Consider the following 18,131-nt stretch of genomic DNA (forward strand, 5'->3'; position numbering starts at 1 on the left):
GAGGAACGAGCGGCTTATGCTGTCTGTTTCAGCCGAACCGTGCGTGTTTTGCTACCCCAAAAAGAGGCAGCGCTTCGGAATACCTGATAGGAAATACCAAGCCTGTTGGGAAGAAGTACCTCCAACAATCGAAAAGGAAGGATACTGCAACTAATGTAAATCGGATTATGGAAACTTATTCAGTCAAAAGTTTATGTACTTGAGCCTTATAAAAATTACCAATAGGAATATAGGTTTCATGTACCATGATTCGATTTCCTTCTATATTCCTAATATTATTTTTTGAAACTATAAATGACTTATGAACCCGAATAAATGTTTCTTCAGGTAATTTATTCATGACTTCTGAAATCGCCGTTCGAACTACTAACTGAGTATGTTCAAAAACAATCTTAGCATAATTTCCGGCCGCTTCTATATACATGACTTCGTGAAGCTTTACCTGAATATGTTTTTTATCTGCATAAACAAAAATGGAAGCTGTATCGATGTTATTCCTGTAAACTATTTTAGGAGTATTATTTTTTTCAAAAGTAAGCGCTTTATTGACAGCTTTTAAAAAACGCTCAAAACTAAAAGGTTTTAAAAGGTAATCTTCAATTTCCAATTCATATCCTTCCAAAGCATATTCCTGATAAGCTGTAGTAACGATTACCTTTGGCTTTTTGGGTAAACTTCTCAAAAAATCAAACCCTTTTAATTTAGGCAGGTTAAGATCAAGGAATAGTAAATCAACTTGATGAATTCTAAGATATTCCAATGCTTCTAATGCATCATAACAGTGTTTTGCCAATTCCAAACCTGGAATTAAATCACAATAATCCTTTATAATTTCATGAGCAATAGGCTCATCATCAATGATTATATAACGGCTCATGTTTTAATTTTTAAAATTGCCACGAAGGTTGATGCTTCCTGATACGTTTCAAATGTATGTTTTTTGGGATAGCTTATTTGCAGTCTACGCTTTAAATTCTTGATACCAATACCAGCATTACTTTGTTTTTGAGTAGTATCAAAATTGTTATAGATTTCAAAATCTATAACGCCATGGAAAGAATTTAATTTAATGTGAACAAATGAATTTTCACGAAGATTTTCTACCCCGTGCTTAAATGCATTTTCAACTAGCACGATAAACATTAAAGGCATTACCTTTAATATAGCACCATCCATGTTTATATCGAACTTCACATCAACATTTTTATGATATCGAATTCGGTTCAGTGCTATAAAGTTTTCTAAATAGTCAATTTCATCAGTTAAGTTCACCAGATGCTTCCCTCCTTCATAAATGCTATAACGCATCAGATCAGATAGCTTAAGAATAAGAGCCTTTGCTTTAGCTTCATCCTTGCCCACTATTCCATAGAGATTATTCAGCATGTTAAAAAAGAAATGAGGATTCACCTGATTTTGTAAATGTAACAGTTCAATTTTTTTCTTCTCATTCTTTAAAACAGCTAAGGATTTTAACTGAATAGCGAGCCAGCCAATTCCTACTGACAGAATGATCGCATAATATATAAGTACTCCAAAACTAAACGCTGTAGGATAACCTTCGAGAAATACCACTGAATTTTTTCCAAGAAATAAGATTTGGTAAGTAACCATACTTATAGGAATCAGTATCGATAATACTGTAAAAAATTTAATAATAAACCAACGATTATTTTTGAAGATAGCAATCATACTGCAAGATAATCAGATTGGAAGTAGTGATGATAAAATAGTGATGAAATAACGGAGGGCAAGTATAAAATAGTCCTTGGTAGGTGTAAATGGTTTTGAACATATCTCAAATGCTTTTGGTATCTAAAAAAAAGAGCTTCAACACCTTTTTTTGGGTAACATCAATTTGCTAATCAAATTTGACACCAGAAAAGTTTAACAAATTTAAATCAAATGAAAACAACCATTGTAACGTATTTCAAGCATTTAGGATTTACTATTTTAATACTGCTATTAATTCTTATCCCCATAGGAATATCTGAAGGTGCTCAATTAAGTTACGGACATGATCCGTTAAGCCTTAACCTTGATGGAGAAGGTCCGTATGCATTTTTCAAAAATGATAGCATGATCACCGTAAAATATATCAAAGGTGATAAAGAACATGGATTTTATTTAAATGAAAAAGAATATCCTATACATGACACGATCCCTTCGGAGATATATTTTCCATTAGATGCTACAAGCTTCAATGTATCAATTAGACCAAATTTTGAATCTCCAAAAAGTATTTACAACGATAGTAATAAGATTCTAGCTATTTCAGATATAGAAAGTGGATTTAAAACATTTAGAGATTTTCTAATTAAAAATAATGTGATTGATACCACCTTAAACTGGACTTTCGGAAAAAATCATCTCGTGCTTTTAGGTGATTTTGTAGACAGAGGTTTTTCCACTACACAAGTATTGTGGTTTATTTATAAATTAGAACAAGAAGCAAAAATCCAAGGAGGTAAAGTTCACTTTATATTAGGCAATCATGAATTGAAAAATATGTACGGTGATTACCAAGCTGCCTCTTTAAAATACACATTTGTTGCTTCAATGATTGGTAAAACCCAAGCTGATCTCTACAGCAAAAATTCAGTGTTAGGGAAATGGTTATCCAGTAAAAATGTTATAGAATCTATCAATGGGAATATTTTCGTTCATGGTGGTCTCCATCCCAAAATAGTCGATCTTGATATGTCTATTCCTCAAATAAACAGCTATATAAGATCCACTTATTATCATGCTCCCTACCCTAAAATTCATAAAGATGAAAAAGAATTATTGATTTCATCCAAAACAGGTGTTAGCTGGTATAGAGGTTACTTTAAAGATGACCTCAGCCAAGAAGAGATTGAACAACCCTTAAAAAAGTTTCAAGCCCAAGCTGTAATTGTAGGACACACTTTACAATTTCGTGTTGCAAGTTTCTATGAGAATAAAGTATATGGTATTGATGTAAAACACCCCAAAGATTACCATAAAAACTGGCCAAGTTATGATTCTGAAGGTTTACTAATCTCAAATAATGAATACTTTAGAGTTACGGCCGATGGAAAGATCAAAAAATTATGACCTTTGCGAATAATGCGTATCATCCCTATTTGATAAAGGCCTTATCTTTCTAACGACAAACACTTCCTTGGGAAACTACGCCACCCTTGTCTTTACATCTCAATTCAAAATTAGGGAGACACAATAATGGGGATCATATGCTGCTCCCTAAAGACTTTAAGAGAGCCAATAAATTGTTCATGCCAAATCCTCACCTAGAAGCAGCATGAACAATTTATGTCACATTATAATAGTTTCTGCTTTAGCATTTTCATATCCCCTCCCAATTTCTCTTCCAATACACGTGCATACACTTGTGTCGTAGTCAACTTTGAATGTCCCAATAATTTAGAAACGGTTTCTATAGGTACCCCATTAGCCAATGTTACCGTAGTGGCAAACGTATGCCGCGCGATATGAAAAGTCAAAGGCTTATAAATTTCTGTCAAGTCAGCAATTTCTTTTAAATAGGCATTTAGATTTTGATTAGACATTTTTGGAAATAACGACGCTTCTTGATATACTCCCACCTTACTACCACTGTATTTTTGAATCAACTCCAACGCTTTAGGGAGTAGCGGTATTTTCACCGGTGTTTTCGTTTTTTGTCGTTGTGTAAATACCCAAGGCGTATCATCTATCCCCAAAACCACATGCTTATGTTGTAACCGCATCATATCACCATACGCTATTCCCGTATAACAACTAAATACAAAAAAGTCACGTACGGTTTCCAAACGCTTGATAGGCGTCGTAAAGTTTTCAATTCGTTCCAATTCCTCCTGCGTTAAAAATGCTCGCTCTTTCTTCTCCGTTTTACATTTGTACTTAATAAACGGATCTCGCTCCAACCATTCATTATGAAACGCCAACGTCACTAATTTTCGTAAACGCTGTAGATGTTTCATGATGGTATTGTTACTGATCTTCATTTGCCTTTGTTCGCTCACTACCGCTCTCAGAAAAGCTTCAAACTGTACAATAAAGGAGTAATTCAGTTCGCTTAGAAAGATATCTTCCCGCTTTAACTTTTCCCGCACAAACTTTCGAATATAGCGTTGACTGGTTTGGTAGTGACGCAAGGTATGCGGATGCAAGACCCCCTGCATAGCATCCGTATGATATTCCATAATATCCTCCAAAGAATATTGTTTCTTAACCGTTCCTAAAAAATGTGCTTTGATCAATTCTCCAGTGACGGGTGTAGGCGTTTGCCGTAACTCTTTATAAAGTTGAAATAACTCAGCATATGTCTCATCTAAGAACGCATTGAGATCTTGGTTCATTGGATCTTTACCCTTAGACCGTTGTAATTTCCCATCCCAAAGTTGGGTTTTTACTTTTCTTTTTAAACTAAAATTGGTGATTTGCCCTGTGACCGTAAGTCTAGCATAGATGACATTTTCAGATTTGGAAGTAGCTCGTGCCCGGTTAATCCAAAATAAAATGCCAAAGGTTTCTGAAGTACGCATAAAGTTCGTTTTAAAAATTAAACAATTATTTCCAACGAAAGTCAAATCAATATGCAATCCTCAAAGAAAAAAGCTTGAAATACGATACGCTAAAAAGAGCGTTTTCAAACTTCCAGCCTTAAATTACAGTTTTTATTTTTATCACCGACAACACCCTCTTTTTTTAACAAATTATACACTCCTTTACAAAGAAGGATACAGAATTCGGATCCAAACGGATTCAGGAAATCGTCAATCATTTTATTTTCACCGTCAATCATTTTTAAAAAATGCAAAATTTTGTTTTACAACAACTTATAATAAAAAATTTAAGTTATCGTCAATCGTTTTTCATAAAAAATATTTTGATTGACAAAATGCACTGGTATTATTTACCTTTAAATGATATCAAACGAACGTAATAAAAATAAAAAAGCCTGTAAATCAATAATTTACAGGCTTTCTGGTTGTATTTAAAATACGAAAAGTGATCGCGACAGGATTCGAACCTGTGACCGTCTGCTTAGAAGGCAGATGCTCTATCCAGCTGAGCTACGCGACCAGTATTTCATTTTTTGTCGGGGTGGCAGGATTCGAACCTGCGACCTCCTGCTCCCAAAGCAGGCGCGATAACCGGGCTACGCTACACCCCGATTGGTTATCTAATTAAGATAATGCGGAGAGACTGGGATTCGAACCCAGGGACCAGAAACCCGGTCACAGCTTAGCAGGCTGCTGCATTACCACTCTGCCACCTCTCCTTTTTGTCAGTACTTATCGGTACGTGCAATTCTCAAATTGCGGATGCAAATGTAGGAGATCATTTTATAGAACGCAACATTTTTTTAGACTTTTTTTAATTATTTTTTGATGTTTTTTCTATCCCCATGACTCCCAATTAAATACTACTCCGGATACTCTATTCTTAAATGATAGATATTCACCAATTTTTGCTTGAGAACCTTTTTTATCTTTTCAATTTCTTTGAATGTTATGTCGGCATTTAGAAACTGATCTTCGTCCATTTGTTTATCAATAATCTTTTCAACAAAACTATCAATCACCGGATACGTAGGATTTTTCAAACTTTTGGATGCAGCTTCCACTGAATCTGACATCATAAGAATAGCTGTCTCCTTTGAGAATGGAATTGGACCAGGATATCTAAAGTCTGCTTCGTTCACTTCTTCACCATCAATATCTTTCTGTTTTTTATAGAAATAATATACGAGTGAGGTTCCATGATGTACCCGTATAAAATCAATGATTCTATCTGGAAGATTGTTTTTCTTTGCCAATGTAATTCCATGAATTACATGATTTATAATAATCTCAGCACTTTCTTTAGGCTCAAGATCATCATGAGGATTTACCGACCCTTTTTGGTTTTCGGTAAAAAAAGTAGGGTTATTCATTTTTCCAATATCATGATACAATGCTCCAACACGAACAAGCATAGCATTTGCGCCTATTTCTATGGCTGCTGCTTCCGCCAAATTAGCTACTTGGAGGGAATGATGAAAAGTACCCGGAGCTTTCTCTGAGAGCTCTCTAAGAAGTTTTGAATTAGTATCAGAAAGTTCTAATAAAGAAACATCAGAATCTAGCTTAAAAAGCTTTTCATAAATATAAATCAATGATTGGGCAGAAACCACCGTAATTAATCCATTCAGTAAAAAATAACTAAATATCATCAAATTATCAGTCTTCAACTCCCCTTCTGTAATAATATAAAACGCAAAGTATGATACTAGATAAACTAACGTAATTTGCCCTACGGAAATGAATAAACTTGCTCTTTTGTATAATTCAGATACTGTAAGCATAGAAACAATTCCTGCAATAATTTGCAAATAGATGTATTCAAAACTATTGGGAACTACAAAACCTAGTAACAAGGTTGTGAGCACATGAACAAAAAGCCCAGTTCTAGCATCAAAAAATGCTTTTAAGACAATAGGCAAAATAGCCAAAGGAACTATGTATATAAATTGAGTATCATACCTTAATGCAAAAGTGGTTAAAAAAACCATGAATAAAATATTCAAAAATATAAAGGTGACCTTTGTATTGTTGATGTATATTTTATCTCGATATTTCTTAAGAAAAAGTAATAACATCAAAATGGTCAATGCTATCAACAAACCATACCCTACAATTACATAGGTATAGTTATTTTCATTCCAAAGCTGCGATTGATATTCCTGCTTCAAAGATTCGAGGATCGTATATTTTTCGCCCTCTACTACTTCTCCCTTTACAATAATTTTCTTTCCGCGATCTACAGTTCCTCTTGTATATGAAATCTTGCTTAAGGCCTCCTCCTTCGCTTTATTGGTGAAATTCTCATTCTTCTCAACATTTGGCACCAATTCTGGAAAAAGAAAATCATATACCTCATCTTTATAGACATCTAATGGAGATTTATTAAATGTATTTTTTACAAAAGCGTTCAGTTCATTTAACTTAAATAACTCTCTCGTTTCTATTTCACGAACTTGATTTCCTTCCTTAATAAGATTTATAGTCCCTTTTTCTTCCTTAGGAAAAGACACTACAACTCCTTTACTGTAAATTTCATCCAACTTCCTAAATAAGGTTGTTTTTAAAGAACTAGGAACCGAATCTGGAAAATGGTTATCATAGCTATTCTCCAACGAGGCTTTTACCTGTGGATAAACAGATTTATTAAAACTGTAATAAGGTAAAACGCTTTTTTCTACTTCATTTTTTTCCAGCTTTATCTCTTCATCACTTTTATGAATAGGAAAGTCAAATGGTGCATATAGATTTTCATATTGCCAAGGTTTTCCTTTTTGAAACTCGTATTTAAATTTTCCACCGCGCGGAAAAAGATAGAGTAAGGCCAAAATCATGGAGAAATACAAAATGATTTTGTAAACGAGCGACTGATTTTTATAAATATTATCTAATATTTTCTTCATTGAGTGTGAGAATGAAATCCAAAAATAACAAATTCACTTCGCAAAGCAGCGTTCAAAAAAGGATTATTGTTGAAGAGGTTCTCTTAAATTTTAATTAAATTCGCATAACCGAAAATTTATATTAAAATGAATAAAGAAGTTGTCATAGTTGCTGCAACCAGAACTCCTATTGGAAGTTTTATGGGTGCATTGTCTAGTGTTCCTGCTCCAAAATTGGGTGCGGCAGCAATCAAAGGTGCTTTAGATAAAATAAATTTAGATCCGTCTTTGATAGACGAAGTATTGATGGGAAATGTTGTACAAGCTGGTGTAGGCCAAGCTCCGGCAAGGCAAGCGGCTATTTTTGCAGGAATTCCAAATACCGTTCCTTGTACCACAGTAAACAAAGTTTGTTCTAGCGGAATGAAAGCTATTATGCAAGGTGCGCAAGCAATAGCCCTTGGAGATGCTGAAATTATTGTAGCCGGAGGAATGGAAAACATGAGTATGATTCCGCATTATGCTTACATGAGAAATGCTACCAAGTTTGGACCTGCAACTCTTATTGACGGACTTCAAAAAGACGGTTTGATTGACGCTTACAGTAATGATATTATGGGACTTTGTGCTGAATCATGCGCAGAGAAATATGAATTTTCCAGAGAAGATCAAGATGCATTTGCTATTGAATCTTATACCCGTTCCGCAAAATCTTGGGAAACCGGCAAATTCGCTAATGAAATTGTTCCGGTAGAAGTTCCTCAAAGACGTGGAGAACCTATTTTTGTTTCAGAAGATGAAGAATACAAAAATGTAAAAATGGACAAAATTGCTGCTCTACGCCCAGCTTTTAAAAAAGATGGAACCGTAACGGCGGCAAATGCTTCTACAATTAATGATGGTGCCGCAGCGGTAATTTTAATGTCTAAAGAAAAAGCAACCGCATTAAACCTTCAACCAATTGCTATCATAAAGTCGTATGCTGATGCTGCTCATGAACCTGAATGGTTTACTACCGCTCCAGCAAAAGCGCTTCCAAAGGCTTTGAACAAAGCAGGAATGGCTATTGATAAGGTAGATTATTTTGAATTTAATGAAGCTTTTTCGGTTGTTGGATTGGCCAATACCAAAATTTTAGATTTAGATCCTGCCAAAGTTAATGTAAATGGTGGTGCTGTTTCCCTTGGTCATCCATTAGGATGTTCAGGAGCAAGAATTATTGTTACACTATTGAATGTATTGGAGCAAAACAATGGGAAAATTGGTGCTGCAGCTATTTGTAATGGTGGTGGTGGTGCTTCAGCCATGATAGTTGAAAAAGTTTAGTTATTTTTGATTTAAAATAAGATCTATAGAAAATCTGTTTTATCTAAATTGGTATTAGAAAATTCGGTTTTCAAGTTTAAGAAGAATACATGCAATACGGAATTTGTAATCTAAGTATCGTCCCGGTAAGATTTGAACCCACTGACAGTAGTGAAATGGTTTCTCAGCTTTTGTACGGTGAGCATTTTAAAGTGCTCGAAAAAAGAGCTAAATGGAGTAAAATACGTATTGCTTTTGATAAATATGAAGGTTGGATAGACAATAAGCAATACCTTGAGGTTGAGGAAGAAATTTATACAGATATTCATCATTCTACACCAAAATTTTCTTCAGATATCATTGAGTTTATAGAGCAAGAAAACAAGCAATTGCTTCATGTACCATTGGGCTCTGTTGTAAGCAGCGCAAAATATTTGAATGCAAATTTTGATGGCGAATTCATGCAAGGAGCTCATCCAAAAGAAAATTTGATAAGTACTGCTTATCGGTTTTTAAATGCACCATATTTATGGGGAGGAAAAACTCCGTTTGGGTTAGACTGTTCCGGTTTTACACAGATGGTGTATAAATTAAACGGCTATAAACTCTTAAGAGATGCTTCTCAGCAGGCCAAACAAGGTGAACCCTTGAGTTTTATTGAAGAAAGTGAACCAGGTGATCTAGCTTTTTTTGATAATAATGAAGGAAATATAATTCATGTGGGCATTATTATGCAAGATAATTACATCATTCATTCACATGGGAAAGTTCGAATTGACAGAATAGATCATTCAGGAATTTTCAATATTGATAGTCGAAAACATACACATAAACTTCGCGTGATAAAGAAAATCATATAATCACACTTGGAAAAATAAAAAAACGTACTCCATAAAAAAGCCTCAGTAAAAACTGAGGCTTTTCGCTATGTTCTATTTACGACGATTACTCGCCCAACATTCCTTTAACTTTTTGGAAATTTTCTGTATCTCCTAAAGCTCCATAGATGTTTTTCAATTGAGTAAGTACATCTTTGTTATCTGTACCGTTTTTCTCTATATATTTTTCAAGAACTTCAGTCGCTTTTACAAATAACGAATCTTTTTGCTCTTTTAATTGGTTGAATTTTTCAACATCTGCCTTTGTATTACCTAGAGCATTCATTTCTTCAACAAGAGAGTTTCCTTCATTAATATAAGTAGTAGAAAGATTCAATACTGCGTTTGTATATTCAGGCTTAATTTCAATTGCCTTTCTAAAAGCAGCTCTTGCACCTTCATAATCTTTTTGCTCCATGCTAACAACTCCTACATTGTACTGAATATCTGCATTGTCAGGAGCCATTTTTGATGCATCGCTCATCAATTCTTTGAATTTATCTTTATCACCCATTTGGTAATAAACATTTGCTTCACTAATGATTAAGTTAGCATCATCTGGATTCGCTTCTTTAGCTTCTGCAAAAGTTTCAAGAGCTTTTTCATTTTGTCCTTGTTGAACATATAATAAAGCCAAGTTTTTAATTACTTCAGATCTTTTTGATGGCAATACTTTATCTTCAGGATCAGTATACGTACCAGTCTTCACGCTAATATCTCTTGATGCTTTATCACCAAAAGCTTCTTGCTTTCCACTTTCTTTATTAGTTGCCAAATATTGAGTTTCTGTACCATCAAAATTGATATCTTTTAACTCCTCATAATATTTAATAGACTGATCGTAATCTTGACCTTGTAGTGCAATTACTGCAGCGTTAAATAACATCAAAGTATCTTTTGAGCTTAAACGGTATACTTTTTCAAAACCTTTATACGCAGCTTCATAATTTTTAGCTTTATATTCTTCGTTTGCAGCATTCAAAAGAACATTAGAACCGTCTGATTTTAATTGTTTTACTTCATCTGAGTATTTTGATTTACCGATTTCCTCTTCTAAAGCAATTAATTTATCAAAAGCAGTAGCCGCTTTATCCATATTTTCAAAAGTATTATCACCATTTTTAGCCAAATTGTAATACACCTGACCTTTTACGTAATAATATTTACTTTTTAACTTTTCATCTGCAGAAGCAATAGAACCTTCAGCACTATTTAAAGCAGTAATAGCTTCGCTGTATTCTCCTTTTTTAAAGGCTTTCTCAGCATCCTTAAGTTCATCTTTCTGTGCAAATGTAAGCATGCTGGAAGCTAACATTACTCCCATTAAAACTTTATTTCTCATTTCCTGTTTTAATTTAAAATTTATTGTTTGCTTAATTTTTAATTTTCAGTATCATTTGAATCAATAGCCGTGCCATCTGTTTGATCAGTTGCATTTTCATTAGAATCTGACATTTCTTCATCTTCCTCTTTCATTACTTTCGCAACTGCGGCGATAGAATCTTTCCCTTTGATATTGATAAGGCGAACTCCTTGTGTTGCTCTACCCATAATACGAAGATTTTCTAAAGCCATTCGAATAGCAATACCAGATTTATTGATGATCATCAAATCATCAGCATCTGTAACAGATTTGATAGCTACTAAACCTCCTGTTTTTTCGGTAATTGAAATAGTTTTAACTCCTTTACCTCCACGGTTGGTAATACGATAAACTGGTTCTCCATCTTCTGGATCATCAATATAAGTACGTTTACCATAACCATTTTCAGATACTACAAGAACAGTTTCTTCCTGAGCATTTTCAACAGCAATCATTCCTACTACTTCATCATTATCATCAGCTAAAGTAATACCGCGAACACCAGAAGCACTTCTACCCATTGGACGCGTTTTTTCTTCTTCAAAACGAATCGCTTTTCCAGATTTTACTGCCAACATAATTTGGCTATTTCCTGTGGTTAATTTAGCTTCTAATAGTTCATCACCTTCACGAACCGTAATAGCGTTAATACCATTTTGTCTTGGACGAGAATATGCTTCTAAAGATGTTTTCTTAACTACACCTTTCTTTGTAGCCATCATTACATAATGACTATTAATGTATTCCTCATCTTTAAGATCTTGTGTACAGATGAAAGCTTTTACCTTATCATCCATTTCTATATTGATAAGGTTTTGAATTGCTCTACCTTTTGAAGTCTTACTTCCTTCAGGAATTTCGAAAACTCGCATCCAGAAACATTTTCCTTTTTGGGTAAAGAACAGCATGTATTGGTGGTTGGTACCTACAAACAAGTATTCTAGGAAATCTTCATTTCTCGTTGTAGAGGCTTTTTGACCAACTCCTCCTCTATTTTGAGTTTTGTATTCAGATAAAGGAGTTCTTTTGATGTATCCTGCATGAGAAATGGTAATTACCACTTGCTCATCCGGAATCATATCTTCCATACTTAAATCACCACCAGCGTACTCAATTTGAGTTCTTCTTGGATCTCCATATTTATCTTTTACTTCAAGAAGTTCTGTTTTTATGATATCCATTCTACGCTCTTTACGTGCTAAGATATCTTTACAGTCTTCTATGAATTTTTGAATTTCTTCGTATTCAGTACGTAATTTATCTTGTTCTAGTCCTGTTAATTGTCTCAATCGCATTTCTACAATTGCACGTGCTTGAACTTCTGATAAACTGAAACGTTCTTTTAATTTGTTACGAGCTTCTTCTGGACTAGCAGAACCTCTGATAATAGCTATTACTTCATCTATATTATCAGAAGCAATAATCAACCCTTCTAAAATGTGAGCTCTTTCTTCTGCTTTGCGAAGTTCGTACTCGGTTCTTCTTACTACAACTTCATGTCTGTGTTCCACAAAATGATAAATCATATCTTTTAGATTTAACATTTGTGGTCTTCCTTTTACTAAGGCAATATTATTTACACTGAAAGAAGATTGAAGTGCGGTGTATTTATAAAGAAGATTTAAAACGATATTAGGAATTGCATCGCGCTTTAAAACATAAACGATGCGCATACCTTTTCTATCAGACTCATCACGAATCGTAGAAATACCATCAATTTTTTTATCGTTTACCATATCAGCAGTCTTCTTAATCATGTCTGCTTTATTTACTTGATATGGAATTTCTGTAACAACAATACATTCCTTACCGTGAACCTCCTCAAAAGAAGCCTTTGCACGGATAACTACACGACCACGACCAGTTTTGAATGCTTCTCTTACTCCATCGTACCCATAAATAGTACCTCCTGTAGGAAAATCTGGAGCTTTAACGTATTCAATTAACTCATCAATTTCAATGTCGTTATTCTCAATATATGCAATGGTACCATCAACTACTTCTGTTAAGTTGTGTGGTGGCATATTGGTCGCCATACCTACCGCAATACCAGAAGCTCCATTTACCAATAAATTAGGAACTCTTGTTGGTAAAACCGTTGGTTCTTTTAGCGTATCATCAAAATTTAATTGATGGTCTACTGTCTCTTTGTCAATATCTGCCATCATGTCCTCTGCAATCTTACGCATACGAGCTTCCGTATAACGCATTGCTGCAGGACTATCTCCATCTACAGAACCAAAGTTACCCTGACCATCTACTAACATGTAACGAAGACTCCATTCTTGCGCCATACGCACCATGGTGTCATATACTGAACTATCACCGTGTGGGTGATATTTACCTAAAACTTCACCTACAATTCTAGCGGATTTTTTATAAGATCTGTTACTAAGAACACCTAGTTCGTACATTCCAAATAAAACCCTTCTATGTACAGGCTTAAGACCATCTCTAACGTCTGGTAATGCCCTAGAAACAATAACTGACATCGAATAATCGATGTAAGCAGATTTCATTTCATCTTCAATATTAATAGGAATCAGTTTTTCTCCTTCTGCCATATTTAATAGTTTATTTTACTCTAATTTCAAATCGAGCTAATATACGGTTTTTATCGGCTTTTGATGGCATTAAAAATGCAATTTTTACCATATTTATTAACAGTTAAAATAGGCCTAGCAGTTAATAAAACCCTGTTAAGGCTATTGCATTTCTGTATATTTTTTCGTCAATTAGCGTATACAAGTTACAAAAGGGGTATAGTTATTGCCATTATATCTTTACATTTACTAACTTTAATGTTGAAAGGAGTATTATATGGATGACAATTTTTCACCGAGAGTAAAAGATGTAATTGCTTACAGTAAAGAAGAAGCCTTACGACTAGGCCATGACTTTATTGGAACTGAACATCTGATGCTAGGTCTGTTGAGAGACGGCAATGGTAAAGCCATCAACATTCTGCATGCTCTTGATATTGATTTAGATTTATTAAGAAGGAAAGTAGAAATCTTGAGCCCAGCTAACCCAAGCTTTGCTCAAGCTCAAAATAAACAGAACCTACATCTTACAAGGCAAGCAGAAAGAGCCTTAAAAACCACATTTTTAGAAGCTAAACTTTTCCAAAGTTCTTCTATAAACACAGCCCACTTATTACTTTGTATTCTAAGGAACGAGAATGATCCTACTACAAAGCTTTTAAATAAGTTAAGGGTTGATTATGATAACGTTAAAGAACAATTTAAGCTTATGATAACAAGCGATGACGATTATATAGACTCTCCATCAGCGGAATCTTTTTCTGATGATGCAGGCTCCGATGATCTTTCAAGAGAGAATCCATTTAATGGAGGAAACTCTGGGAGCGGAGCGTCTAAAACAAACAAAAAATCTAAAACTCCTGTTTTAGATAATTTTGGTAGAGATCTTACACAACTTGCAGAAGAGGGAAAACTGGACCCTGTAGTTGGTAGAGAAAAAGAAATTGAACGTGTTTCTCAAATTCTTAGTAGAAGGAAGAAAAACAATCCACTACTTATTGGCGAACCAGGTGTTGGTAAAAGTGCCATTGCTGAAGGTTTGGCTTTGAGAATCATCAAGAAAAAAGTTTCCAGAATTCTTTATAACAAACGTGTAGTAACGCTAGATCTTGCTTCATTAGTTGCAGGAACTAAATACCGTGGACAGTTTGAAGAAAGAATGAAAGCTGTGATGAACGAACTTGAAAAGAATGATGATTTGATTCTTTTCATTGATGAAATTCATACCATTGTTGGTGCCGGTGGAGCAACAGGAAGTTTAGATGCTTCAAACATGTTTAAACCAGCTCTTGCAAGAGGTGAAATTCAATGTATTGGTGCTACTACCTTAGATGAGTACAGACAATATATAGAAAAAGATGGTGCTTTAGAAAGACGTTTTCAAAAAGTAATTGTAGAACCTACAACTGTTGAAGAAACTGTTCAAATTCTACATAACATCAAAGAAAAATACGAAGAGCATCACAATGTACTTTATACAGACGAAGCAATTGAAGCTTGTGTTAAATTAACCAACAGGTATTTAACAGATAGATTCCTTCCGGACAAAGCTATTGATGCCTTAGACGAAGCTGGTTCTAGAGTTCACATCACTAACATGGATGTACCAAAACAAATTTTGGAACTGGAAAAGAAACTTGAAGAAGTTAAAGAGCTTAAAAATACTGTTGTTAAAAAGCAAAAGTATGAAGAAGCCGCTCGTCTGAGAGATGATGAAAAACGTCTGGAAAAAGAGCTTTTAGTAGCTCAAGAAAAATGGGAAGAAGAATCTAAACTTCATAAAGAAACAGTTTCCGAGGATAATGTTGCCGACGTGGTTTCTATGATGAGTGGAATTCCTGTAAATAGAATTGCTCAAAAAGAAATTAACAAGCTTGCTAAATTACCAGAACTTATCAAAGGAAAAGTGATTGGTCAAGATGAAGCTGTAAATAAAGTAGCTAAAGCTATTCAGCGTAACCGCGCAGGATTAAAAGATCCTAACAAGCCAATTGGTTCTTTTATTTTCCTAGGTCAAACTGGGGTTGGTAAAACGCAATTAGCTAAAATTCTGGCAAAAGAATTATTTGATTCTGAAGATGCTTTAGTTAGAATTGACATGAGTGAATACATGGAAAAATTCGCTATTTCTAGATTAGTTGGAGCACCTCCAGGATATGTAGGTTACGAAGAAGGTGGACAGTTAACAGAAAAAGTTAGAAGAAAACCATATTCTGTTGTATTACTTGATGAGGTTGAAAAGGCACACCCAGATATTTTCAACATGATGCTTCAAGTTTTAGACGACGGATTTTTAACTGACAGCCTTGGACGGAAAATCGATTTTAGAAATACAATTATTATTATGACTTCTAACATCGGAGCGCGTCAATTAAAAGATTTTGGTCAAGGAGTTGGTTTTGGAACTTCCGCAAAAGTTGCACAAGCTGATGCTCATCAAAAAAGTGTAATTGAAAATGCTTTGAAGAAAGCCTTTGCACCTGAATTCTTAAACCGAATTGATGATGTAGTTGTGTTCAATGCACTAGAAAAAGAAGACATCTTCAAAATTATTGATATTGAATTAGTAAAACTTTTTGCTCGTATCGAAGATTTAGGATACAACCTAACACTTACAGATAAAGCAAAAGATTACATTGCAGAAAAAGGTTTTGATAAACAATATGGTGCTAGACCTTTAAAAAGAGCAATTCAGAAATATATTGAAGATGCACTCGCTGAAGAAATTGTTTCTTCAAAATTAGACGAAGGAGATAAAATTTTAATGGATTTAGCCGAAGGTGAAGACGAATTAACAATCTCTATCACCAAGGCAGAGAAATCTTCTTAAGATAATCATTTTATATAATATTAGAAAAGGTGAACAGAAATGTTCGCCTTTTTTATTTCATACATCATTCATATTTACAATAATTTGAAGCTCAAAATCAAATATTTATAATAATCCATACAAATACTTCTCATAATTACCGATTCAAATTTTAATTGCTAGTTTTGCAAACTTTATCACAAAACACTTTAGAAACACATGCAAAAGATCTTCAACCTGTTTGATTTTAAGCAAAAAGTAAATTATAGAAACGAAATTCTAGCTGGCTTAACAGTTGCCATGACCATGATTCCTGAATCATTATCATTTGCTATTTTGGCAGGATTTCCACCCTTGGTTGGTTTGTATGCCGCCTTTATCATGGGCTTAATAACAGCTATATTTGGTGGTCGTCCCGGACTTATTTCTGGTGGAGCCGGAGCTACGGTCGTTGTGCTTATTGCACTCATGCAGTCACACGGACTAGAATATGTTTTTGGAGCAGTTGCCATTGCTGGCGTTATCCAAATTATCGTTGGACTCTTCAAACTTGGTAAGTTCATTCGATTGGTTCCGCAGCCTGTGATGTTTGGTTTCGTAAATGGTCTAGCAGTTATCATTTTTATGTCACAATTAGAACAATTTAAGACGATTATTAATGGCGAACATGTTTGGATTTCCGGCACACCGTTATACATCATGGGCGCTTTAGTTGCTTTAACCATAGCCATAATTGTTATCTTGCCAAGATTCACTAAAGTAGTTCCACCTTCTTTAGTTGCAATCGTTGTGGTATTTGCTTTGGTATATTTTTTCAATATTGAAACAAAACAGGTAGTAGATATTGCCTCCATTAGCGGAAGCTTACCACCTTTTCATATCCCAAAAATTCCTTTCACATTAGAAACCTTAAAAATTATTCTTCCATATGGTTTAATCATGGCAGCAGTTGGTTTAACTGAAGGACTTTTAACGCTCAATTTGGTTGATGAAATTACTGGAACAAAAGGACGTAGTAATCGTGAATGTATAGCTCAAGGAACTGCTAATATTGCCAACGGATTTTTCTATGGAATGGGTGGTTGCCCTATGATTGCTCAAACATTGGTAAACTTATCATCTGGAAGCCGTGCTCGCTTGTCGGGTATTATAGCTTCGTTAACCATTCTTACTATTATTTTAGTTGGTGCTCCTGTTATAGAACTTTTACCCATGGCCGCCTTAACAGGTGTAATGATCATGGTTGCTTTTGGAACTTTCGAATGGGCAAGTTTTAAAGCGATTACAAGAATGCCAAGACATGATATTTTTGTAATGTTGATCGTAACCTTAATTACCATCATTCTACATAATTTAGCGCTCGCTGTATTAGTCGGAGTTATTATTTCGGCATTGGTGTTCGCCTGGGACAATGCAAAACGTATTCGAGCACGTAAACATATTGATGAAAATGGTGTAAAACATTATGAAATTTACGGACCTCTTTTCTTTGGTTCAACAACTGCATTTCATGAGAAATTTGATATTGAAAATGATCCCGAAGAAGTTGTTATTGATTTTTCAGAAAGTAGAGTTGCTGACATGTCTGCCATTGAAGCATTGAACTCTATCACCGATAAATATCAAAAAGCAGGTAAAAAACTGCACCTAAAACATTTGAGTCAGGATTGTATTCAACTTATTAAAAATGCAGATAATTTAGTTGATGTTAATATTCTGGAAGATCCTACATACAGGGTTGTTACAGAAGACTAAACCACTCTGGACTCAAAGTCCAGAGGTTTGATAACACGAGGGACTA

At 34.6% G+C, this 18,131-nt stretch carries 11 protein-coding genes and 3 tRNA genes; 5 read left to right on the forward strand and 9 right to left on the reverse strand.

What is annotated here, in order from left to right:
• Positions 1-175 precede the first annotated feature (175 nt).
• Together BM383_RS18525 and BM383_RS18530 are read right to left on the reverse strand one after the other, a co-directional pair.
• Positions 176-877: a LytR/AlgR family response regulator transcription factor gene (locus BM383_RS18525; RefSeq protein ID WP_093026640.1), complete on the reverse strand. Its 702-nt coding sequence runs from the start codon at positions 875-877 to the stop codon at positions 176-178.
• A complete protein-coding gene (locus tag BM383_RS18530; protein ID WP_093026641.1) occupies positions 874-1,692 on the reverse strand; it encodes a sensor histidine kinase in 819 nt (272 codons plus the stop codon). Before BM383_RS18530 ends, BM383_RS18525 begins: the two co-directional genes overlap by 4 nt.
• Before the next feature lie 213 nt (positions 1,693-1,905).
• On the opposite strand from BM383_RS18530, the gene BM383_RS18535 reads away from it, so the two are divergent.
• On the forward strand, positions 1,906-3,078 hold the full coding sequence (locus BM383_RS18535; RefSeq protein WP_093026642.1) for a metallophosphoesterase: 1,173 nt from the start codon (positions 1,906-1,908) through the stop codon (positions 3,076-3,078).
• Between the two features lie 224 nt (positions 3,079-3,302).
• Here BM383_RS18535 and BM383_RS18540 read toward each other — a convergent pair whose 3' ends face one another.
• The 5 genes from BM383_RS18540 to BM383_RS18560 all read right to left on the reverse strand — a co-directional run bounded on the left by BM383_RS18540 (position 3,303) and on the right by BM383_RS18560 (position 7,453).
• A complete protein-coding gene (locus BM383_RS18540) occupies positions 3,303-4,529 on the reverse strand; it encodes a site-specific integrase (RefSeq protein WP_093026643.1) in 1,227 nt (408 codons plus the stop codon).
• A gap of 467 nt (positions 4,530-4,996) precedes the next feature.
• A tRNA-Arg gene (locus BM383_RS18545) sits at positions 4,997-5,070 on the reverse strand.
• 16 nt (positions 5,071-5,086) lie between these two features.
• Positions 5,087-5,161 (reverse strand) — tRNA-Pro (locus tag BM383_RS18550).
• A gap of 24 nt (positions 5,162-5,185) precedes the next feature.
• Positions 5,186-5,269: transfer RNA gene (locus tag BM383_RS18555), tRNA-Ser, on the reverse strand.
• A 144-nt stretch (positions 5,270-5,413) separates the two neighbouring features.
• The gene (locus BM383_RS18560) at positions 5,414-7,453 is read right to left on the reverse strand and encodes an HD family phosphohydrolase (protein ID WP_093026644.1); all 2,040 of its coding nucleotides are present in this window, start codon (positions 7,451-7,453) and stop codon (positions 5,414-5,416) included.
• Positions 7,454-7,579: 126 nt separating this feature from the next.
• Between BM383_RS18560 and BM383_RS18565 the strand changes: the two genes are divergently transcribed.
• Both BM383_RS18565 and BM383_RS18570 read left to right on the forward strand, forming a co-directional pair.
• On the forward strand, positions 7,580-8,758 hold the full coding sequence (locus tag BM383_RS18565; protein ID WP_093026645.1) for an acetyl-CoA C-acyltransferase: 1,179 nt from the start codon (positions 7,580-7,582) through the stop codon (positions 8,756-8,758).
• A gap of 89 nt (positions 8,759-8,847) precedes the next feature.
• Positions 8,848-9,597 (forward strand): C40 family peptidase, encoded by a 750-nt coding sequence (locus tag BM383_RS18570; RefSeq protein WP_093026646.1) that lies wholly within the window; start codon positions 8,848-8,850, stop codon positions 9,595-9,597.
• Between the two features lie 85 nt (positions 9,598-9,682).
• Here the strand turns inward: BM383_RS18570 and BM383_RS18575 are convergent, their stop codons facing one another.
• Both BM383_RS18575 and gyrA read right to left on the reverse strand, forming a co-directional pair.
• Positions 9,683-10,957 carry a tetratricopeptide repeat protein gene (locus BM383_RS18575; protein WP_093026647.1) on the reverse strand — a complete coding sequence of 425 codons (1,275 nt, stop codon included), beginning with the start codon at positions 10,955-10,957 and terminating at the stop codon, positions 9,683-9,685.
• A 38-nt stretch (positions 10,958-10,995) separates the two neighbouring features.
• The gene (gene gyrA / locus BM383_RS18580; protein WP_093026648.1) at positions 10,996-13,542 is read right to left on the reverse strand and encodes a DNA gyrase subunit A; all 2,547 of its coding nucleotides are present in this window, start codon (positions 13,540-13,542) and stop codon (positions 10,996-10,998) included.
• 256 nt (positions 13,543-13,798) lie between these two features.
• On the opposite strand from gyrA, the gene BM383_RS18585 reads away from it, so the two are divergent.
• Together BM383_RS18585 and BM383_RS18590 are read left to right on the forward strand one after the other, a co-directional pair.
• The gene (locus tag BM383_RS18585; protein ID WP_093026649.1) at positions 13,799-16,351 is read left to right on the forward strand and encodes an ATP-dependent Clp protease ATP-binding subunit; all 2,553 of its coding nucleotides are present in this window, start codon (positions 13,799-13,801) and stop codon (positions 16,349-16,351) included.
• Positions 16,352-16,549: 198 nt separating this feature from the next.
• Positions 16,550-18,085: a SulP family inorganic anion transporter gene (locus tag BM383_RS18590; RefSeq protein ID WP_093026650.1), complete on the forward strand. Its 1,536-nt coding sequence runs from the start codon at positions 16,550-16,552 to the stop codon at positions 18,083-18,085.
• The last annotated feature ends 46 nt before the right edge of the window (positions 18,086-18,131 follow it).

It is taken from the genome of Pustulibacterium marinum (assembly GCF_900116665.1).
Lineage (GTDB): Bacteria > Bacteroidota > Bacteroidia > Flavobacteriales > Flavobacteriaceae > Pustulibacterium > Pustulibacterium marinum.